Raw genomic sequence first — 17929 nt, 5'->3', positions numbered from 1 at the left:
TTGGTTGCGGGGATAGGATTTGAACCTATGACCTTCGGGTTATGAGCCCGACGAGCTGCCAGACTGCTCCACCCCGCGGCCGTGATTGTAGGCGAACTGGCGCATCACTGCAATCAAAAAAGCCCGCTTGCTTTCGCATGCGGGCTTCGCTTGGACGCACATCGCGCCCGACGTCGTCAATACAACGAAACGCGAGCGAGTTTACAGCCCCAAAGTCGATTTACTCCTGGATCAGGAATCGATTCCGATTCTTGACATCCTTAATCCAAGCCGGCGCACGGCCACGGCCCGACCAGGTCGCGCCAGTCTTCGGATCGCGATATTTCGCCTCCGCCGGAGCCTTCGGTTGCTTTGCCGACTTGCCACGACGCACTCCGAAGATGTCCTTTTCGGTGATGCCGTACTCCGCGACCTTGGCACGAATGTCATCAATAGTGGATTGCATCTCAGCCCGGCGCGCAGCCTCTGCTTTCTCGGCCAATGCCTCCGCTTGGGCTTTCAGTTCCTTGTAGGTGGCCATGCATTCCTCCAATTGTTGTGTTATGCATATGATAGACGCTTTGGCTTAAGCGAAGGAGCACATCGATATCCTGCAAGTGCAGATTCCAATGGAAACCTCGGTTACCCGCAGGAAACCGCACAACTTCAATTTCAGAGGTACGACACCTGATCGCAAGAACGCTCGTCGACCAGACCGAGCTACTCGGCCCACTGCCGACGAAGTCGCAGAATTTTTGCAAGCCGGTCTCGACAAAAACTACTTCTTGCTTTCGACAAATGTACTGCCGTTGTAGCGATACTCACGGGTGGCGGGACCAGCATCGTCGATATTGGTCCATGCAATCTTGAAACCCGGGGAGCCGTCTAGCCATTCGATCGCGAGGTACGGTGAGCGATTGTTCACGTCGGTGTCGAGCGACACGCTATTCAAACAGCTTTGCACGGGCACCGCATACTTCGAGGCGGCGACATTTCCCTTCATTTGGAGGACGTAGAGGGTACCCTCCTCTCCTGAGCCGCAGAAGCCCATCGGATTGTTGCTGGACGACTGATTCACAACAACCAATACGAATTCCTTCCCGTCGGCGACCTTCGAGCTCGCCGATGGGAATCCGATACTCGACGCAGAAGCTACGGCCCGACGAAGTGCGAGCGGCAATTGCACCGTCGCTGAGCGATGGTGTCCAGCATCGACCTCAACCAAGTGCTTACCGTCTTGTTGCATCTCACGGCCATTCGATAGCCGGATTGAATTGGGTGCTGCAGTCTCTGCGAACGCGCTTGCGGCAATCGAAAGTGCCGCTGCACACAACCACCACTTAGTTTCGGAGAATGTGATCGGCATAACAAATACCTGAATAGGTCCATCGATGGCCTTTGCTCTGACCGGCCTTCATCTTTTTATACTCGTCCTTGTCGCGCTCATGCAACTCCTACGGTGGACACGAATCGCCCGGCTCGACGCGTCGATCGGCACGATCACGACGCAGGACCATCATCACCAGGTGACATCGAACCTTGTGAAGTCGCGCGGCACGAGCCGCGAAGGCGCGCCGGCCGACGACCCGCTGCACACGGTCAGCGCCGGCGGCACGCATCCTGCCGACGTACGCGCGCTCCTGATCAAGTACTACAGCGAGGGCGGCCAGTGGCAGGACGCGCGCGCGCCGCTGCACACGTTCCCGACGCGCGATCGCATCGGCCTGATCACGATCCACGGCAAAGACGACGCGATCGTCGACATCGGCATGCGCATGCTCACACCGCGCGAGCTGGCCCGCGCGCAGGGGCTCCCCGACAGCTACGTGCTCGACCCGGTCGTCAACGGCGAGCCGCTGTCGAAATCGGCGCAGGTACGCATGATCGGCAACAGCGTGTGTCCCGACGTCGCGGCCTGACCACCGAGGACCACACCATGACCACCCCAAAACGAAAATAGCCCGCTCACGCAGAACGCGAGCGGGCAAGAAAACAGAACAGCAATCGAGGCACGAGGACTGTCCTCAGGAGATAACGGCACGCCGGCCTAGAACCTTAGGCAAGGAAAGGGCCTAGCTCTCGAATTGACGGCCAAGGACGCAGATCACTCGGCGGGACCAAGCAAAACATCAATTGCCGCCTGACCCGCGATCTCGGCCACGAGGTATGCCCAGCGTCGGGTAAATGGGCCGTTTCGAATCTGTATCCGATGTCCACGCGCACCGAGGATACCGAGATTGTCGTGACCCCTTATCTGGAAGGTGACGTCGTACATGTCCGGAGCGGATGAGGTCAGTTGGACATCAATTTCAAAGCCGCGGTACTGGATTGTTCGCTGCATGACAACCTCCGCAATATGACTGGGAGCCTAGCACGAATGCAATACAACGCTCCGACGTCCTGAGGACTACACCATGACCACCACCGACACCCTGCGCGCAACCGCGCAGGCAAGCCTCGAGGGGCTGCGTCGCGCGCGATCGTGCGACGAGTACGGCATGCTGTCGCGCCCGGCAGTCCCGTAGTTCGACGAGGACGTGAATTACGAGACGTTCTTCGCTGCGTTCGGTATCGAAGCCGCGTTCATCCACATGGAGAACGCGGTTCGTGCGCGAGAAAACGCGCGAATCGATGCGTGAGCGCCTGAGGTGGGAAGAACAGGAGACGCGCGCCGCCGCGCGGTCTGAGGCGCTCATCAAGACGCTGTCGGAAAGTGGGTCGCCGGTAACGACTTCGATTTTGCGGGCTTTGTAGACGTCCTCTTGGACGTTACGTGCGCCACTTTGCGTCTGGGTATCAGTCCTGGCCGCAGATCGACGAAGCGGCAGGCGTGAACAGGGTTAAGCGCGCGAAGCAGCGCGGAAAGAAACGCGGCGAAGTCATCAAGCACATCGAGATCACGCCCACCCTGTCGGAACTCATTGCGCGCCTGCGACGACTGTCTGTACGTGTTCTCCAATCGCTACGCGACCCACTACTCGCCGGCCGGTTTCAAGACCGAGTGGTCGAAGCTGATGAGCAAGGCGTTGGAGCTGAAGAAGATCGGGTGACGCTTCACGTTCCACGACCTGCGCGCGTATTACGTGACTCGGCACAAGGCGGAACGTGGCGAGTTGCCGGATCCGCATGCGAATCCGGCGACGACGGCGCGCGTCTACGATCGAACGAAGATGGTGAAGCGGGGAGGTATGTAATTCCCAATTAGGGAATTCCAAAACAAAAACGGCACTGTCTTTTTGGACAGTGCCGTTTCTAACTACTGGATACCGCTTGGAATTCTTTGGGGTGGCTGATGGGACTCGAACCCAATTAGGCGGGGTGCCAAGGGGGATGCCGGGGGCATATGCCTTTGTTTTCCCTATGATTTTCGAATTCTCGGGATGATCTATCCCCCGTCGATCCCCGCGGTTGTCCCCGAAATTGTCCCCGAGGCGGCCGTGAACCTAAACATTCGCGCACCCTGATCTGCCCCCTTCCACTACCGAGAAAAGACAGGTAACGTTTCACGGGCACAACAATCGGGGCTACGGGGCAATGGAGTTCTATTGGGTAAACGTCGGGCTGACGATCAATGAAGTACTCAGCGGCAATTTTCTCTGGGCGCCACAACACACGATCACGCAATCGGGCAAGGTACAGCACCTGGAGCACTGGGACAATGTGGCGAAGGTCAAGGCTGGGGACTTGATCTTCTGCTGCCACAGTCAGCGCATCTCTCATATTGCCAAGGCGATCAAGGACTCGTATGCGGATCCGAGACCCCCTAGCCGCTCCTTCTCCGAATGGAATGCCGGCGGACATCGCGTTGATGTCCAACTGATTGAACTGAAGACGCCGGTGCTTCGTGATGATGTCTCCGCCGAATTCATGTCATGCTTTGACGAGCGCACATCACCATCCCTGTTCACCAGCACGGGCACCCTCAAGCAAATTTATATGGCGCACCTGCCGAAAGATGCTGGCGCCTACCTGCTCGAGGCATCCGGGGTAATCGAACGGTTCGAAGACGCGCTCATAACCGATGGCGGGTACGGGAAGAAGATATCGAAGACGGATCGCGACGCGATTGTGAAAGCCCGCATCGGTCAGGGAAAATTTCGAGCGGATTTGCTCAAGATGTGGAACGGTCAATGTTCGCTCACGGGCCTTGCAAACCCGGACCTTCTCATTGCGTCGCACATTCATGCGTGGAGTCTAGGCACAAACGCTGAGCGAATCAATCCCTATAACGGGTTACTGCTTGCCCCACATATCGATCGACTGTTTGACAGAGGCCTGATTTCATTCGACAACAATGGCCACATCCTGATAAAAAGCACGCTATCAACGAAAGATCGGCAACTACTATCTCTTGACAAGCATACCCAACTTATAAACATCCCCAACGAGAGTAGGATATTTTTGGCGCGCCATCGCGCTCGATTTAATTTTTCATAGTAATGTGCACCGCCTCACGGGACACATCAGAAACCTGAACGCTCCTTTTCGGGCACATCTCAGTCCCTAGCCACAATACCTGTCATATATTTGACAGCTCTGAAATAAACGCCACAAGACTACGAAATGCCACTCAGATCCATCGCCAACAAATTGAAATCAATACGATGGCCACACAACGCCGCCACAACAATAGCACTGCTGGCTCTGGCGGTAAGTTGCATCCAGCTGGTTGTCACGGCTCCGCTTCTATCTGCATTTTTCTTCACCCCAAAAATTAAGATTGATTGCTCGAGCAGCGCACCAGCCGACTCCGTGTTAGCTGCGACATGTACGGTTGTCAATCAGGGGAACGCACCTGCCACTAAACTAGAAATCACGATTACAACTCAAGCCGATCAACGCGTAAATTACCTTCCTGACATAGTAAGCGAAGCCATCTCAAATGAAGGTGAGGTATTAATAAAAAACACAAAAATCAAAGTTGAACGGCTCTTACCAGGCGAGGAATTCGTCATCCTGGCGACACCAGGCCCAAATCTTGAGAAACTCAACCCCCAAATAGCCAAAATGCTTTCAGAATCCAATATAGACAAATTTCCATACATCTCGTACGTAAGATATTCGGAAGGAATTGGCACTATCACCTATGACGGCAAACCATTAAAGGCGGCCCAGCACCCACCCAAGCGTATTGACGAGCCCAGTTCGAAACCTGCGAACAAATCTCATAAATAATTGCCCGTGCAGGATGCAGGATCAGCACTGACCGCTTCTCGTCGCGAGATTTGTGCATCCGAAAAACGATCAGGTGATGCGACTCGAACTCACAAAAACAGGAATCACAATCCTTATACATTATCACGGAAAATCAATAAGTTGCGCGAGAACATTGGAATATGCGTCCATCGCTCAGTCGTGTCCGACGAGGGCCATTCCTACCATCTTCCAGCAAAAAGTAGCCGTCGGTTTGCCTTCAGTTCGGCAGCATTCTGATCGGCCGCATAGAACTGCAGCATCGTGCACGCAGGCCCGATGTTCTGCATATGCCGCTAATTCTCCCTCAACAGTTTTGCCGTCCGATCATTACTGATCTGGCTTCCCGCACCCGCATTACCACGTCGCCACTCTTGCGTTAGGAACCTTCCGGAACGTTTCAACATCCCCCTTCCTAATGACTACAGTCATCCGCCAGAACTCACAATTCTCGAACGTACATCCCTCGAACACCGTGATTCCCACGATAGTTGCATCCGGGATTGTCAGAATGTCGCCGACATCGTTGAGGCTGCACTTAACCAGCGTCGAACCCAGCAGCGCAATCGCTCCTGGGCCAACAAATTTACAATTTCTGAATTGCTTATGCTTGTGGAGTTGCAATCCTGGCAAATGCAGATCAGAGAGATGAATGACTTCATCTGAAAAATTTGCGTGGAGCGGATTTATTCGAGTCGACCTTGTCGCAATGGCTGCAATACTTTCAGCCTTTGCAGCCGCAAGTTGCGAGGCTCGGACAAGGTAGATTGTCAGGGCAGTTAGCGTTGCAGCGGACAACCCAATGCCAAACCACGCGAGCATACCAAGCGAGTGAAATACTTGTGTACCAGCTGCCAACACGCTGGCCAGCGTACCACTGGCCACGGGAACGAGAAAGGTGAGAACCTTCCATGCAAAATCGGCCGTCCAGACCGTCAATCTGAGCGAATTTATGAAATTTTTCATCGTGCGTGCGGTGAGATCTGTCGGTATTTGTTGGATTAGTCAGCACCTGAATTGTAAGCTACTAGCCTTTTCCGCCCTCATTATTGGGGCGATGATGTGCTGGTTCGCTCGTCATTGCATCCGCCGGATAAAGTTGCAGCATCGCGCGCGCCGCCTCGACGTTCGACGTCGTCAACCACTCTTCCCAGTCATCAGGCCGCAGAATCACGACAGCTCGCTTTTCGTCATCTGGCTTGTGCATCCGAGAAAAGATCGGGTGCCCGTCGCCGTTTACCGTGATCATTGACATCGTGTGATGCTCGGCACCGTCCTGGCCCTGCAGCGTCCGCCAGATGCCGGCAACGCACATTGTGCGCCAATCGGTCAGGCCGATCCGGTGCCACACGTTCTTCCCCGTCTCGTAGCACGGCTCGTAGACCCAGTCGGCCGGAATCAGGCAGCGACGCCCGGCGCGCCATGCAGGCCCATATAGGGGCGACTTCCCGAGGTTGTCGTCGCGCACGTTCATCGTGCTGCGGATGATCGGCGGCTTCTTGCCCTGCTCTTTCGCCTTCTCGACGTTGGACTTCTGCAGCGCGCGTGGCCAGAAGCCGAATCCTGCGACCAGAGGTTCGATTCGCCCATCGACACTCGCGACAATTGGTGCCAGATAGTCTTGGTAGATCTCGGGTTCCCACGGGAAACGCCGGTAGATCTCGCTGAACGGCTCGATCCGCAGTTCTCGGAGCTCGTAGTCCTCGTGCGGCGCTCGGTAACGTGTGCACATCGCTGGACACCTCCAATGTGACAGACCGCAATTTACTGGCGCTTCTGGGCAAGGCACCCCCACCCGTCATATTCCAGACCGTAGAGCATGCAAAGACATGCCATGAAACCGGAAACGGACAAGATATTGTGTTGCTGGATGGGCATGTTGATCACCACCAGGACACGATAAATTTCTCCCGACTGATCGAGAGACGCTCGGCCGTACTGATGGTCATTGACGAAGCTTGCAACGATCGATGCCTTCTCCGCGGATGAACCACGTAGCAGAAATTCCACGTCACGCGGAATGCTGAAGTCGTCTCCGTCGGCATCCAGCACGCGCAGGAGCTCAACGTCAGCGACGGCAGTATCCATCAGCGTTGCGACTGTCGACACGATCCGGTCCCCTTTTTATCTCAGACCTAAATTGATCGTATCACCACCAGCAGCGTCATCCGCTCCCTATTTCAGCGACTTGACATCGGCATCGTGCAGCGCGATACACTGTGTTTTTATACAGTGGTGACGACGTGATCAAGCCGCAGTGGGCTTACATCTGGGAGTACGGGTTCCAGGGCGACAAACAACGCCTGAGGACCCCGGTTGAGCTCACAAAACGTGAATTCGAGTGCTGGATCGAGAACGACGAGCGATCGGTCTTTCTCGCCCCTTACCACCCGATCGAGGCGACTAGGATCGATCGAAATCGGGTGCCTCTCACGGATCCACGCTTCAAGATGAAGGCGGCGATACCCGAGTTCGACGCGCCAACGGACGCCGAGCTACGCGCGCTTTGGCGCGAGTACACCGACCTTCAAGTGCGCTGGCTGATACTTGAGATCCGCGCGCTTCGCAAATCGCTTGAGCGGGTCGAAGAATGGTACGTCTACACAGACAAGAACGTAGCGAACAAAGGCGATCTGGCCGGCGCGCAAGGTCAGCTGTATCGCCTCATGCATCTGCTTAGAGCAGAGATGACACGAGCCGGTATGCGCTAATGTGTGTAGGTCTAGACCTGACCTCTCGGTCAGAGTCAGATCAAGTCTGAGATTACTTGGACGTCACCTCATCAAGGGCCGTGATCGACCCGATGCGGTCCTTCTTCGAGACGTCCATTGAAGACTCCTTCCGGAGCACAACGGTCGTTCCGGCTGTCAGGCCCTCGCCGCGCGAAGGGGCACCCTTTGCTTTCGAACCGCTGGACGCGCAGCGATCTGGTCAGCCGAAATATAATACTGACGACTTGATAAGGTGGATGAACATGGCTTGTTCTAGAGGTGCCGCGTCACCCGATGCACACACCCAACGACGACTATTTGCTGCCTCTGCGGGGTATTGTCAGAATCCTGGCTGCGCGAACGAGCTCTTCGTTGATGCGGCGGGCGAGTCGTTTCACATTGCTGAAATGGCACATATCTTTGCCGCAAACGACAACGGCCCGAGAGCGAAATCCGAGCTTAGTAAAGAGGAGCGCGGCGCCTTCGAAAACTTAATCGTTCTCTGCGCAAACTGCCACACTATGGTTGACAAGGCGCCGGATGCCTTCCCAGACGTGATGATGCTCGGATGGAAGCGTGAGCACGCGCATAAGCTTCAAGGCCTGTTTGGTGCTGTGCGGTTCGACGAACGCGCCGCCGCCCGCCAAATCGTAGAGCCTCTCCTCGCTCAAAATTTCGCAATCTTCCAGCAATACGGGCCCCACATAGAAGCCGCTCGAAATCCTGAGAGCGGCGCTGCGGAGCAATGGAAGCGTAAAATGCTTACACGCATCGTACCCAATAGTCGGCGAATACTTTCTGTTCTCGACACTAACCGTCATTTGCTTCGAGACGGTGAAAAGTTGACTGTTGAGCAATTCCGCCAACATATCGACGACCTTGAGGCCTTCCACATTGAAGGGGACAAGCAGGATGCTTCTCGCTTCCCTGAAGAACTGTCCAACATATTCGAGGACTAATGCATGAGCAATGTGACGAATTGGGTAGCCGAGAAGCTTACAAACAATGAACGGGAGCTGAAGGTCGTGGACCAAACTCCCGAGGGATTCTTAGTCATCGAGTCGAAAGGCGATTACACATTTGTGGTAGCAGTGTTGGGCGTCCAAGATGTTGTTCAAGTTTCGCACGTACAACCGCTCTTTGGCGCAGAAAATAAGCCTCAACTCGTGGTGAACGTGCCGTCGAAAGCGTTGTGGAGTGGGCCCGCGATCGACTTCGTTCATTCCGTGCCGGCAGCGTTCGGTACGATGGGCGATATAGCTCGTGCAGCTGCCACAAAGGCAGTTGATTCCTTCCGTGACAAGAACATGGGGTTCTTCATAAACGCCATGGCGCAACACACCAACGTTTCAACCATTTCGTATCTATATGACTCGGTTTTTCGAGTGGATCGTCGGAGCGGAGCAAGTCTTACAGTTGCAGTGATAGACGCATACAATATGAGCGCTGAAGACGTGCGCAATGCAAGAACTCGCGTGGGCCACTTTGATGTAGTAGTAAAGTCGTCCAGCTATGGCTCTATAACAGGGCAGGCGGAAGCGGCAGCCGGATCCATGGGAGCTCAGGCGCTTACGTTTGGAGATCTGATGCAACGTCTCTCAAGATGACTCGTTCAAGTGTCATAGCTGCCCTGAGAAAGCTTGCCGTGTCGCTTGGACCGGTCGCCAGCGGAACAGAGTGGCATTTGTTCGGATCACTCAACCGAGACTGCCCAGACGCGTCAGATATCGACTTAATGATTTTTTGCGAGAATGATACCCAGGCCGACTTGCTTCGATTGGCGATAGACACTGATTCATTATCGTTGCCGCTTCATCTATCGTTGTTGACGTTCGAAGAGGCGGCGTCGATCAACGCCGCCTCTATGCAACAGAGTACTGTCGTTCTCCGAGTGGCCCCTAGAACGAGCCTTAAGGCGATTTCGCGCACTGATGCCTAGAAAATCATTCAAGTCGCAGCCGCTTCGTCTCGCGCAGCGACTCTGGAAGGGTGAAGCGACACCCGAAAGCCGGATAGTTGCCCAACCGAGGCCTATACCTGATTGTCGCGCATCGGTCGACATGGCTCCATCGGCCATCCGGCACGTTCCGAAGTGCTCCGGTCATTGGAATGACGGCCTTCCGTGTCGCGCGAACGGCAACTATTGGCCGAACTGAGTCAGACCATCTGACGCTGTCTGCTTGGTCTGGTCCAGCCTTATATAGCTAATGTGCCACAGCCGTCAGGGCGTCGTAGTCGCGCTCGCACTGCCGGCCGGCGATGCCTCGCTCGTCAGCGATTCGCGCGAACTCTCCCGCAGCCTCGTCAGTCCGGCCGAGCACGTCGGCGAGCAGATCGAGGGCGTTGCCGGTTGCCGGGCCTCTGGCCGAAGGGGCGGAACCGCGCGATCGCTCGACGAGTTCGGCAACTTGCTTGCGCAGGCCGTCAGCAGTGGAAGCAGCAGCGGCAGCATCAGCGCGCGCTTGGTCTCGTTTTTTCGAAGCATCTTCAGCGTCCTTCTGTTGTTGGCGAGCGATCCGGTCGCTCTTGTCACGCTCAGTGACGAGATCCCGAATTCGCTGCGCCTGCGTTTCAACTGTGTGAGATTGGTCGGCGTCGCGATGCCCCTTCGAATACCCAGCCGCAGCACCAACGAACACTGCGGCGATAACGACCAGCCAGAGGCGAGGATCGAACCAAGTCATGCGCCGCTCCGCATCATCGATGCGAGGCGCTTTGCGCGATCCCCGACCTGCCGCGCCCACAGGCTGTCGAGCATTTCGGCTGAGGCCGTGCTCCAGTCACGGCGTTGCGCCGCCGCGAGAAATTTGCGAAACCCGAGCAGCTTCCCTTGCATGTTGAACGCCATGTTCATCATCACACGCTGGCGCACCGGATCCAGCGCTCGCCACCACGGCAGATTGCGGTCGAGCCATGCCTCGGTCTCGGCTCGATCGTTCTCATACATCAGATCGATCTCGCTGTCCCGTAAACCCTTGTCAGTCAAATTGCGGCCGATACCGCCTGACACCTTGCCTACCGTGTCGGTGTAGATGCGGTACTTGCGCCCTTCGTCGCGCATCAGTTCGGCCTTCAGAGCGGCCGCGTCGTAATTACCCATTCTTGCTCTCCCCAAACAATTGCTTTGCCTTTCTGCGCAGCAGCACCTCGAGGTACTGCGACCCGACGATGCCAAACGCACTCCCGAGGCCTAGCAACGCGATCGGCGGCAAATCAGGGATCTGCAACAGCGCCAGACCGGCGACCATCGACGTCGCCGAACCGAGCACCGCACGCCCAGCTACGAGCCGAAACGTCAGCTGTTCGCTACCGACCAAAACCTTCGCAATTCCAATCAGTCCGCCCATGAGGATTAACTCCAAGATCGTCTTTTCGTGCTCTTGCATTACTGCTCCCCGATTCCTGCCCCATAAAAAGAAAGGCCGCCAAATTGGCGGCCCATCACACAATCCCTGTCGCATCCAGCACCATGAACATGTGATGCCACTGCTCTTTAAATCCCGTAAAGTTTGGCTTCCTCCCACCTCCCCACATCGAGGTTCCCCATGCGATCGTGTCGCCAGTCACACGTATCGACGTCATCTCCAGGCCGGCGGGGTCATAGCTCCAGCCGACATGCACCGGCGCGATAGCCGAAATCAAAACAGGCCTGCCGTACGATCGTGACTTCCACTGCGGCCTGGGCGCCCCAATCGTCACAAATCCGGTGCCAGGCACGTAGTGATCGACGATCACATCAAGTACACGAAGGAACGGCACCGACGTGTCCGCGATGAGCTTCGTATCCGGCGCAAACACCTGAAACCCGAAACCACTATTGACGGGGGGTGTGCGATCGAACAGAAAAAAATAGACGACGCATGTGCGCTCAGTTGCGAATCGAATCGTATAAACGCCACCGTCGACGTTCACGTTCCAAACCGAAATCCCGACGCCATCAGATGCGTACACGCCATACATCGGCCCGACTGTGGAGTTAAACGAGAATGCGACGCTCGGAAGCGTCGCGCGGAACGGCTTCCCCACATCGTTGACCGCAAGCGGTAACGAAGTGTCTACCGCCTGCCCTGACATCGCCCGCACCATCTGATAGTTCGGTGTTCTCCCATCGATCTGATAAAGGCCGCTGTCCGTAAATGCCTGAAATCCTGCGTCCATCAATACACCCCGAAAACAATCCAACCAGGCACCGGCGAGTATGCGTTCGATCCGCTGCTATTCCCGCTGTACGACCAGCTGATTCCGAATGCATCGATCGCGACAACCGGCGTAGGCTCTGCACCGCCGACACGCCGAAAAATCCACTGCGGCATGAACGCCCAGAACGGCGTGCCCCCTGACAAGTCAGCCGGATTGGACCCCGCACCGCCTCCCGTGTACACGATCCCAACGACCCGCCCGGCCCGCGACGTACCGTCGAGGACCATGCTGCCTGCGCCATCCCAAACCCAGAACCCCGCGTCCATTACCCCCATACCCCCCAACGAACACGCAGAACGCCGTTTGCGTCGTACACGCGCCCGCCATTGCTATCGATCACCGTGCGGTTGCCGCGACCATCGGTCGAGTTGATTTCGAACCAGCCGCTCTTATCGAGCCGCCATCCCTGCTGCCCTGCGATGTAGTTGTCAGACTGGATGTAGCTTCCGATCATCGCGTTAGTGATCCAACCCGAGCCGATCAGCGCTTGGCGCAAGAACACCTGCCCGCCCTGCACCACGAACGGAACGATCGAAGCGCCACCGTTATTCGGATCCACCACTGCGAAGCGCTGCGCCGACACCAACACCTGTGACTCGACAACGCCCTCGTTGTTGTTGACACCAATGCCTATGCCGGCGATGTAGGTACGGCCGTCCGTCGTCACCTGCGTCTTGATCTGGTACGAGGCGGAAACACGGCCATTCAGATCCGCATACGACTGCGCAACCGTCTGGACCGCCGCAGCGTTCGCATTCGCCTGCGCACGAACGGTCGTGATTTGCTCGGCCTGCGCACTCACCGCATCGACGCGCGCCTGCTCCTCCGTTCGAATATCGGCATACAACGACGCCTGACCGTTCTGCATCTGGGCAGAGACCGAATCAATTCGCTGCCCCAGCGCCATATCTGCCTCGGCGCGCGCAGCCTGCTCCGAATACACGCCGGCCATCACGGCAGTCGAGCCAGCTGCCTGCCCGGTATCGCCCGCCATCGGTCCGCTGATCTGCGCCGAGACCTGGCTGACTTGCTTCGACAGCGCCGAGTCGGCATCGGCTCGCGCGGACGCCTCCTCGCGAATGGCCGCCGAATTGGAATCGACAGTTGCTTTCAGCGATGAAATCGAATCCGCATTCGCCTTGTCGCCGGCCGCCCGCGCGCTCTGCTCCGCAACGATTGCTGCCGCGTTATCGCCGGCCGTCGCCGTCACAGCATCGACACGTTTGCCCAGCGCCGTATCTGCATCAGCCCGCGCCTGCTGTTCTGACGTGATCGCCGCCTTGTTCGCACCGACGTCGGCCGTCACCGCATCGACACGCTTACCGAGTGCCGCGTCGGCGCTGGCGCGCGCAGCCACCTCTGACGAAATGGCAGCCGCGTTGTCGTTCGACTTCGCGACAGCAGAGTCGATGCGAGTCGACAGCGCGCCATCCGCATCGGCTCGCGCCTGCTGCTCGGCTGCAATCGCGGCCTTGTTCGAACCGACGTCGGCTGTCACTGCATCGACGCGCTTGCCAAGCGCCGTGTCGGCTGTCGCGCGCGTAGTCGCCTCCGACGAGATTGCCGCGGCGTTGTCGTTCGACTTCGTGACGACGGCATCGATACGCGTGGAAAGCGCACCGTCGGCGTCGGCCCGCGCTGTCGCCTCCTGCTTGATCGCGGCCGCGGCGTCGCCGACGCTCGCCGTCACGGTATCGATTCGCTTGCCAAGCGAGTCGTCAGCCGTTTGTCGAGCCGTCTGCTCCGCTGTGACGGCTGCCCCGCGCAGACGTGCCTCTTCGGCCACTGCATTGGCCCGATCGGTGGCCTCTTTCGCGATCGCATCAGTGCGATCCTTCACCTCCCTAGAAATGGCGTCCGCGCGCGCCTGTGCCTCGCCCGCAACGGCCGTCGTTCGATCAGCGACTTCCTTTGCAATCGCATCGGCGTTGTCCGAAACACCCTGCTGAATGCCCGGGATCGCATCGATCGGCTTCCGCAGATCCTCGCCAAGTGCCGAGTGTGAAATTCGGCCCTCGAAATACCTTTCATACTCCGATTGATCTGTCGAAGGCTGCCCCTGCACACCCGGGCCGGACGCCGGATACCACGGTCCAACATTGCCCGACGTGTCGACGAGTCGAGCCCAGAAATAAAACACCTGCCCGACTGCGAGCCCCTGCATGAACGTCGACGCCTGTGGATACGCGTAATCCGAAAGCTTGATTGCGGCAGTTCGATCCGGCGTGCGGCTGTACCACACCTCCGTGCGCTGCGTATCGCCGGCAGTGCCATCGGCAGGAAACGTCCAATCGAGATTGATTCCGTAGACGACGCTGGCCGCCTTGAGCGATGCTACCGCCGGCGGCGGCGTCGTTTTCCCCTTCAGCTGCGTTTCCGCGCTGACGGTCGGCAGCGACGTGACACCCATCACGTTCTGCGCGCGCACGCGGGCCACGTAGCGCCCCTGGTAGATTCCCGGCACCTCGACCTGCAGTCCGCCGGTCCGCGCACTCGTCACCCACTCGCCGTTATCCTTGCGCCATTCCGGCAGGTACGTCACAGCGTTGTCCGCGGCATCCCACGCGATAACCATCGTCGTTTTCGAAATGCCCTGGTCGACCGCCGAGTAAGTCGAGATCCGCACGTTCGTCGGTGACGCCTGCACCGATGGCGGAATGATTGTCGGCGGCCGCTGCTGGATTTGTGCGCCATCGTCGATCGCCGCGTATTTCCCCGGCTCGTGCATTGTCGCCGTGATCGTGTACTCGATTCGACCTTCGTCGTCGCTTTCCTGCACACCGACGACCCGATAGAGCTGCGCCTCGAGCTCGTTGTTTTCCAGCATCCACACGGCACCAGGCACAGGATCGGCATCGAATCGATCCGCCAGGGTGAGCACATCGCCATCGACAGACTTCACCGCGCGATACTGCGCAACGCCGGACGGCAGGATCGCTGTGAAACGGTCACCGGGTGACACGGTCGGCGCCTTATCCAGCGTGACGACATTTCCGGCCGCAGACCGAATCCGGCCACCGGTGCGTCGACCAGCCTTCCGCGGATCGGCAATCGCGATCACTTGCCCGGGCCCGACCAGCACACCATCCATGCCGACCTTAAACGACACTGTCCCAGACTCGTAGCGCGACGTCAGGAGAAGCCAGCGCCCAAGCCGATGCGCCTGCGCCTGTGACGTGCACCCGAACGCCGTTACCTGCGTCTTGATGACGCCGTAGCGCGCGATACCATCATCGTCCGGCACGTATTCGACCACCTGCTTGTACTGATTCGTCGGGTCGTTGTAGCTCACGAGCGCAACGGTGTATCGCGTCTTGCGCTCACTGCCGACGTACCGAAACGCACCATCAATCACGTTCGCACCCGTATACACGTAGACCGGGTCCGAGGGCATATCCGCCGACGCGACCACCGCACCCGGCCCCCAGTACGCCATACCGCGAAACACGCTGGCGATGTCCTGAAGTACCTTGAACGCGTCGGCCGCCGACTGGATCACACAGTTGCACGTGAAGCGCGGCTCAACACCGCCCCTGCCATCCGACACCATGACATCGCAATAGCGCGCGATCTCGTACAAGCCCCACCTATCGATCATCGACGCGTCGACGGTCTTACCGAGCCCGTAGCGATCATTCAGCAGCAGGTCGTAGAAAATCCATGCCGGATTGTTCGTCCACGCCAGCTTGAACGTCCCATCCCATGGACCGGAATACGTCCGCGTCTCCGGATCGTAGTTGGACGGCACACGAATGATCAGGCCACGCACGTGATACGACCGCACCGGCACCTGCGAGAATGACCGAGCGTCGAACGTCATGCCGACGAGTGCCGTCATCGGATAACGCATCTTGCGGTCGATCACCTCCGTGATCGCTTCGATGTTCACGGCATCGGCGATCAACGAGCTGTGCGCGTTCGGCGTGATGCGTCGCACGCGCACCAGCCAACCGGTTTTCGCGCGCGGCAGCTCGATCCGGTGCGAACGCTCATAGAGCGACGTCGTCTTGCCGTCGAATGCCCCCTTCAGCACTTCGGCATACGACCCGCCATCGACCGACAAATCGATCGCATATTCCACTCGATGGCCGAACACGCCAGCCGACGGATCGCTTTTCTGAAGCGCAGGCACACCGAATCGAATACGAACCGCAGTAAGCTGAGTGTTCTGCACCTGCCGCACCCACGGCGCGTCAGACGTCAGCGGAACACCGATAGCCGATTCACGTTCAACCGCCGGAAAGCCCGGCATGAATTCCTGATCCAGCGTGCCCGTGCGAACGTCGACGCTGTAATTCTGGAAATTGACCGAGCCGTCAGAATTCTGGATAGGCGTGCCATCGAGAAACACCGACTGCATGCCCTTCACCAGCCCGACGATCGGGCCTTCGGAAATGATGTCGAGCACCTTCGCGCGCGCGACGGAATGCAGGTTGTCCGGCGATTCTCCGCCACCACTACCGCCTCCCCCTCCCCCTTTCGCGCCGCTGATCCGCTTCAACCCGGATTCCGCATAGATCCTTTTCACAGCTGATCCTCTGTATAGATGCCCGAGCTCGCGACCTTCGAACCGACGACCATCTCTCCGTACACGGGCGGCACCGGTTCCCCCTGGGCGGCACTGTTCACCGCGCCGTTGAAGTAGTACGACGTGCCGTTGTCCGCGACACCAGCCAGCCCGGCTTGTTGCGGACTCAGCATCTGCGTGATGCCACCGAGCGCCATCGATACGCCCAGGCCGATCAGCGTTGGTTGCTGGAACACGAAGCCAACCACTGCCAACGCAGCGCCGAGAATCGTCTGGAATAAGCCGCCGCTCTTGCTCCCGATAATCACGGGCGCGATACGAATCGCGTCATCGCCCACCGGGGCGCCGAGATCGTCTCTGCTCAAGTTCCGGCGACCGTTGAATACCGCAAACGTCAGCCCTTCCGCGCGCGCCTCAAGCAGGAAGCGCTGAAAGCCGGGAATCAACACGGACAGCGCGCGCACCGCCTCGGCAGTCGAGGACACGGCCAACCAATGAACCCGGCCGAACCGAGCCCCCGCGATCCCGTAAAGCTTCACCTCACGCAATTTCTCGTTCAATCGGCACCTCCCACGTATCGCAGCACCGTCGTTAAACAGTCTCGCCACATCGAGCCCCACACAGCGCGACATGACAATCGCCCGTACATGTGATGCGCGAACATGCCGCCACCGAGATACACGCCGGAGTGATTCGGCACACCGTTCTTGCTACGGATTTGCATCAGCAGCACGTCGCCCGGCTCGGCCTGTGCATCGCGCCCCAAGTCGAGAAATCCCGCGTCCTGGTAGTGCGCGACGTACAGGTTCGAATACCCGTCGTTCCACCACCCATCCTTGCGCGCGAAATCCGGCAGCGAGACCCCGCGCTCGGCGAGATACCAGTCGCGCACCAGCGAATAGCAATCGAGCACGCCATGCACATACTCCCGGCCATACAGCGGCGCAACGTACCCGCTCGGGCCGAACTCGCACCAGTTGTCTATGCCGATCGAGCCGTTCACCTGCACGCCGAGCGAGACGATCACCCACAGCGGGATGCCTGCGCGTTCGCACATTGCGCGGTCGCCCATGCTGGGCTGCGCCACACCGTTCGGATGTGAATGCACTAGTGCGAGGACTGCACCCATTTCCTCGGCATCCGCGTAATCCTCGGCTGCGAGTGAGAATTGCTCAGTTGGCGCCTCCGCCGTGTTTCGGCCTGGCAAATACACTTCACCGGCCGCCGTTCGCACGACGAGCCCGCAGCACTCGCGCGGGTACTCGGCGAGCGCATGTTCTGCAATCGCCTGCTTGATTCGTTCGTCCATAAAAAAACC

Annotated in this window: 20 protein-coding genes and 1 tRNA gene; 6 read left to right on the top strand and 15 right to left on the bottom strand. The window is 58.1% G+C overall.

Features of this window, described 5'->3' with window-relative positions; genetic code table 11:
• Position 1: 1 nt before the first annotated feature.
• The 3 genes from DIE08_RS30065 to DIE08_RS30055 form a co-directional block, all read right to left on the bottom strand.
• Positions 2-78: transfer RNA gene (locus DIE08_RS30065), tRNA-Met, on the bottom strand.
• A 142-nt stretch (positions 79-220) separates the two neighbouring features.
• Positions 221-520, bottom strand: a complete 300-nt coding sequence (locus DIE08_RS30060) for an H-NS family nucleoid-associated regulatory protein (protein ID WP_059603047.1) — start codon at positions 518-520, stop codon at positions 221-223.
• A 237-nt stretch (positions 521-757) separates the two neighbouring features.
• Entirely contained in the window at positions 758-1345 is a 588-nt protein-coding gene (locus DIE08_RS30055) for a hypothetical protein (RefSeq protein ID WP_124905224.1), read from the bottom strand.
• Between the two features lie 79 nt (positions 1346-1424).
• On the opposite strand from DIE08_RS30055, the gene DIE08_RS30050 reads away from it, so the two are divergent.
• Positions 1425-1898, top strand: coding sequence for a DNA cytosine methyltransferase (locus DIE08_RS30050; RefSeq protein WP_260436590.1), 474 nt, complete (start codon positions 1425-1427; stop codon positions 1896-1898).
• Positions 1899-2083: 185 nt separating this feature from the next.
• Here DIE08_RS30050 and DIE08_RS30045 read toward each other — a convergent pair whose 3' ends face one another.
• Positions 2084-2320: a hypothetical protein gene (locus tag DIE08_RS30045; RefSeq protein ID WP_124905219.1), complete on the bottom strand. Its 237-nt coding sequence runs from the start codon at positions 2318-2320 to the stop codon at positions 2084-2086.
• Between the two features lie 1193 nt (positions 2321-3513).
• Here DIE08_RS30045 and DIE08_RS30035 point away from each other — a divergent pair.
• Entirely contained in the window at positions 3514-4416 is a 903-nt protein-coding gene (locus tag DIE08_RS30035) for an HNH endonuclease (protein ID WP_124905217.1), read from the top strand.
• 126 nt (positions 4417-4542) lie between these two features.
• Complete coding sequence (locus DIE08_RS30030) at positions 4543-5154, top strand: hypothetical protein (RefSeq protein ID WP_124905215.1); 612 nt, start codon at positions 4543-4545, stop codon at positions 5152-5154.
• A 375-nt stretch (positions 5155-5529) separates the two neighbouring features.
• On the opposite strand, the gene DIE08_RS30025 is transcribed toward DIE08_RS30030, so the two are convergent.
• The 3 genes from DIE08_RS30025 to DIE08_RS30015 form a co-directional block, all read right to left on the bottom strand.
• Positions 5530-6138 carry a hypothetical protein gene (locus DIE08_RS30025; RefSeq protein ID WP_124905213.1) on the bottom strand — a complete coding sequence of 203 codons (609 nt, stop codon included), beginning with the start codon at positions 6136-6138 and terminating at the stop codon, positions 5530-5532.
• Between the two features lie 61 nt (positions 6139-6199).
• Positions 6200-6904: an SOS response-associated peptidase gene (locus DIE08_RS30020; RefSeq protein WP_124905211.1), complete on the bottom strand. Its 705-nt coding sequence runs from the start codon at positions 6902-6904 to the stop codon at positions 6200-6202.
• 32 nt (positions 6905-6936) lie between these two features.
• Positions 6937-7260: a ribonuclease E inhibitor RraB gene (locus DIE08_RS30015; protein WP_124905209.1), complete on the bottom strand. Its 324-nt coding sequence runs from the start codon at positions 7258-7260 to the stop codon at positions 6937-6939.
• Positions 7261-7391: 131 nt separating this feature from the next.
• Here DIE08_RS30015 and DIE08_RS30010 point away from each other — a divergent pair, with 131 nt between their 5' ends.
• The 3 genes from DIE08_RS30010 to DIE08_RS30000 are packed head-to-tail and all read left to right on the top strand — an operon-like array spanning position 7392 to position 9490.
• A complete protein-coding gene (locus DIE08_RS30010) occupies positions 7392-7883 on the top strand; it encodes a hypothetical protein (protein WP_124905207.1) in 492 nt (163 codons plus the stop codon).
• A gap of 56 nt (positions 7884-7939) precedes the next feature.
• Entirely contained in the window at positions 7940-8842 is a 903-nt protein-coding gene (locus DIE08_RS30005) for a hypothetical protein (RefSeq protein ID WP_124905205.1), read from the top strand.
• 3 nt (positions 8843-8845) lie between these two features.
• Positions 8846-9490, top strand: coding sequence for a hypothetical protein (locus DIE08_RS30000; protein ID WP_124905203.1), 645 nt, complete (start codon positions 8846-8848; stop codon positions 9488-9490).
• A gap of 597 nt (positions 9491-10087) precedes the next feature.
• Here the strand turns inward: DIE08_RS30000 and DIE08_RS29995 are convergent.
• Genes DIE08_RS29995 through DIE08_RS29960 form a run of 8 tightly spaced genes read right to left on the bottom strand, consistent with a single transcriptional unit; the run spans position 10088 to position 17920 of the window.
• Positions 10088-10567, bottom strand: coding sequence for a DUF2514 family protein (locus DIE08_RS29995; RefSeq protein WP_124905201.1), 480 nt, complete (start codon positions 10565-10567; stop codon positions 10088-10090).
• Positions 10564-10983: a glycoside hydrolase family protein gene (locus DIE08_RS29990; protein WP_124905199.1), complete on the bottom strand. Its 420-nt coding sequence runs from the start codon at positions 10981-10983 to the stop codon at positions 10564-10566. Before DIE08_RS29990 ends, DIE08_RS29995 begins: the two co-directional genes overlap by 4 nt.
• Positions 10976-11269, bottom strand: coding sequence for a phage holin family protein (locus DIE08_RS29985; RefSeq protein ID WP_059683600.1), 294 nt, complete (start codon positions 11267-11269; stop codon positions 10976-10978). Before DIE08_RS29985 ends, DIE08_RS29990 begins: the two co-directional genes overlap by 8 nt.
• A gap of 55 nt (positions 11270-11324) precedes the next feature.
• Positions 11325-12041: a hypothetical protein gene (locus DIE08_RS29980; RefSeq protein WP_124905197.1), complete on the bottom strand. Its 717-nt coding sequence runs from the start codon at positions 12039-12041 to the stop codon at positions 11325-11327.
• Positions 12041-12349, bottom strand: a complete 309-nt coding sequence (locus tag DIE08_RS36400; protein WP_124905195.1) for a hypothetical protein — start codon at positions 12347-12349, stop codon at positions 12041-12043. Before DIE08_RS36400 ends, DIE08_RS29980 begins: the two co-directional genes overlap by 1 nt.
• Positions 12349-16611: a phage tail protein gene (locus tag DIE08_RS29970; protein WP_124905193.1), complete on the bottom strand. Its 4263-nt coding sequence runs from the start codon at positions 16609-16611 to the stop codon at positions 12349-12351. The genes DIE08_RS36400 and DIE08_RS29970 overlap by 1 nt, the downstream gene beginning before the upstream one ends.
• The gene (locus DIE08_RS29965; protein WP_124626043.1) at positions 16608-17171 is read right to left on the bottom strand and encodes a tail assembly protein; all 564 of its coding nucleotides are present in this window, start codon (positions 17169-17171) and stop codon (positions 16608-16610) included. Before DIE08_RS29965 ends, DIE08_RS29970 begins: the two co-directional genes overlap by 4 nt.
• Positions 17168-17920 carry a C40 family peptidase gene (locus tag DIE08_RS29960; protein ID WP_124905191.1) on the bottom strand — a complete coding sequence of 251 codons (753 nt, stop codon included), beginning with the start codon at positions 17918-17920 and terminating at the stop codon, positions 17168-17170. Before DIE08_RS29960 ends, DIE08_RS29965 begins: the two co-directional genes overlap by 4 nt.
• Between the last annotated feature and the right edge of the window lie 9 nt (positions 17921-17929).

The organism is Burkholderia sp. Bp9004 (assembly GCF_003858025.1).
Classification (GTDB): Bacteria; Pseudomonadota; Gammaproteobacteria; order Burkholderiales; family Burkholderiaceae; genus Burkholderia; species Burkholderia diffusa.
The sequence above is the reverse complement of the archived record's forward strand: the minus strand, read 5'-3'. Positions and strand labels throughout refer to the sequence as shown.

Excerpts from the sequence above, each read along its gene's own strand:
- DIE08_RS30060 (WP_059603047.1), bottom strand. The coding sequence starts at position 520 with ATGGCCACCTACAAGGAACTGAAAGCCCAAGCGGAGGCATTGGCCGAG.
- DIE08_RS30055 (WP_124905224.1), bottom strand. The coding sequence starts at position 1,345 with ATGCCGATCACATTCTCCGAAACTAAGTGGTGGTTGTGTGCAGCGGCA.
- DIE08_RS30050 (WP_260436590.1), top strand. The coding sequence starts at position 1,425 with ATGCAACTCCTACGGTGGACACGAATCGCCCGGCTCGACGCGTCGATC.
- DIE08_RS30045 (WP_124905219.1), bottom strand. The coding sequence starts at position 2,320 with ATGCAGCGAACAATCCAGTACCGCGGCTTTGAAATTGATGTCCAACTG.
- DIE08_RS30035 (WP_124905217.1), top strand. The coding sequence starts at position 3,514 with ATGGAGTTCTATTGGGTAAACGTCGGGCTGACGATCAATGAAGTACTC.
- DIE08_RS30030 (WP_124905215.1), top strand. The coding sequence starts at position 4,543 with ATGCCACTCAGATCCATCGCCAACAAATTGAAATCAATACGATGGCCA.
- DIE08_RS30025 (WP_124905213.1), bottom strand. The coding sequence starts at position 6,138 with ATGAAAAATTTCATAAATTCGCTCAGATTGACGGTCTGGACGGCCGAT.
- DIE08_RS30020 (WP_124905211.1), bottom strand. The coding sequence starts at position 6,904 with ATGTGCACACGTTACCGAGCGCCGCACGAGGACTACGAGCTCCGAGAA.
- DIE08_RS30015 (WP_124905209.1), bottom strand. The coding sequence starts at position 7,260 with ATGGATACTGCCGTCGCTGACGTTGAGCTCCTGCGCGTGCTGGATGCC.
- DIE08_RS30000 (WP_124905203.1), top strand. The coding sequence starts at position 8,846 with ATGAGCAATGTGACGAATTGGGTAGCCGAGAAGCTTACAAACAATGAA.
- DIE08_RS29995 (WP_124905201.1), bottom strand. The coding sequence starts at position 10,567 with ATGACTTGGTTCGATCCTCGCCTCTGGCTGGTCGTTATCGCCGCAGTG.
- DIE08_RS29990 (WP_124905199.1), bottom strand. The coding sequence starts at position 10,983 with ATGGGTAATTACGACGCGGCCGCTCTGAAGGCCGAACTGATGCGCGAC.
- DIE08_RS29985 (WP_059683600.1), bottom strand. The coding sequence starts at position 11,269 with ATGCAAGAGCACGAAAAGACGATCTTGGAGTTAATCCTCATGGGCGGA.
- DIE08_RS29980 (WP_124905197.1), bottom strand. The coding sequence starts at position 12,041 with ATGGACGCAGGATTTCAGGCATTTACGGACAGCGGCCTTTATCAGATC.
- DIE08_RS36400 (WP_124905195.1), bottom strand. The coding sequence starts at position 12,349 with ATGGACGCGGGGTTCTGGGTTTGGGATGGCGCAGGCAGCATGGTCCTC.
- DIE08_RS29960 (WP_124905191.1), bottom strand. The coding sequence starts at position 17,920 with ATGGACGAACGAATCAAGCAGGCGATTGCAGAACATGCGCTCGCCGAG.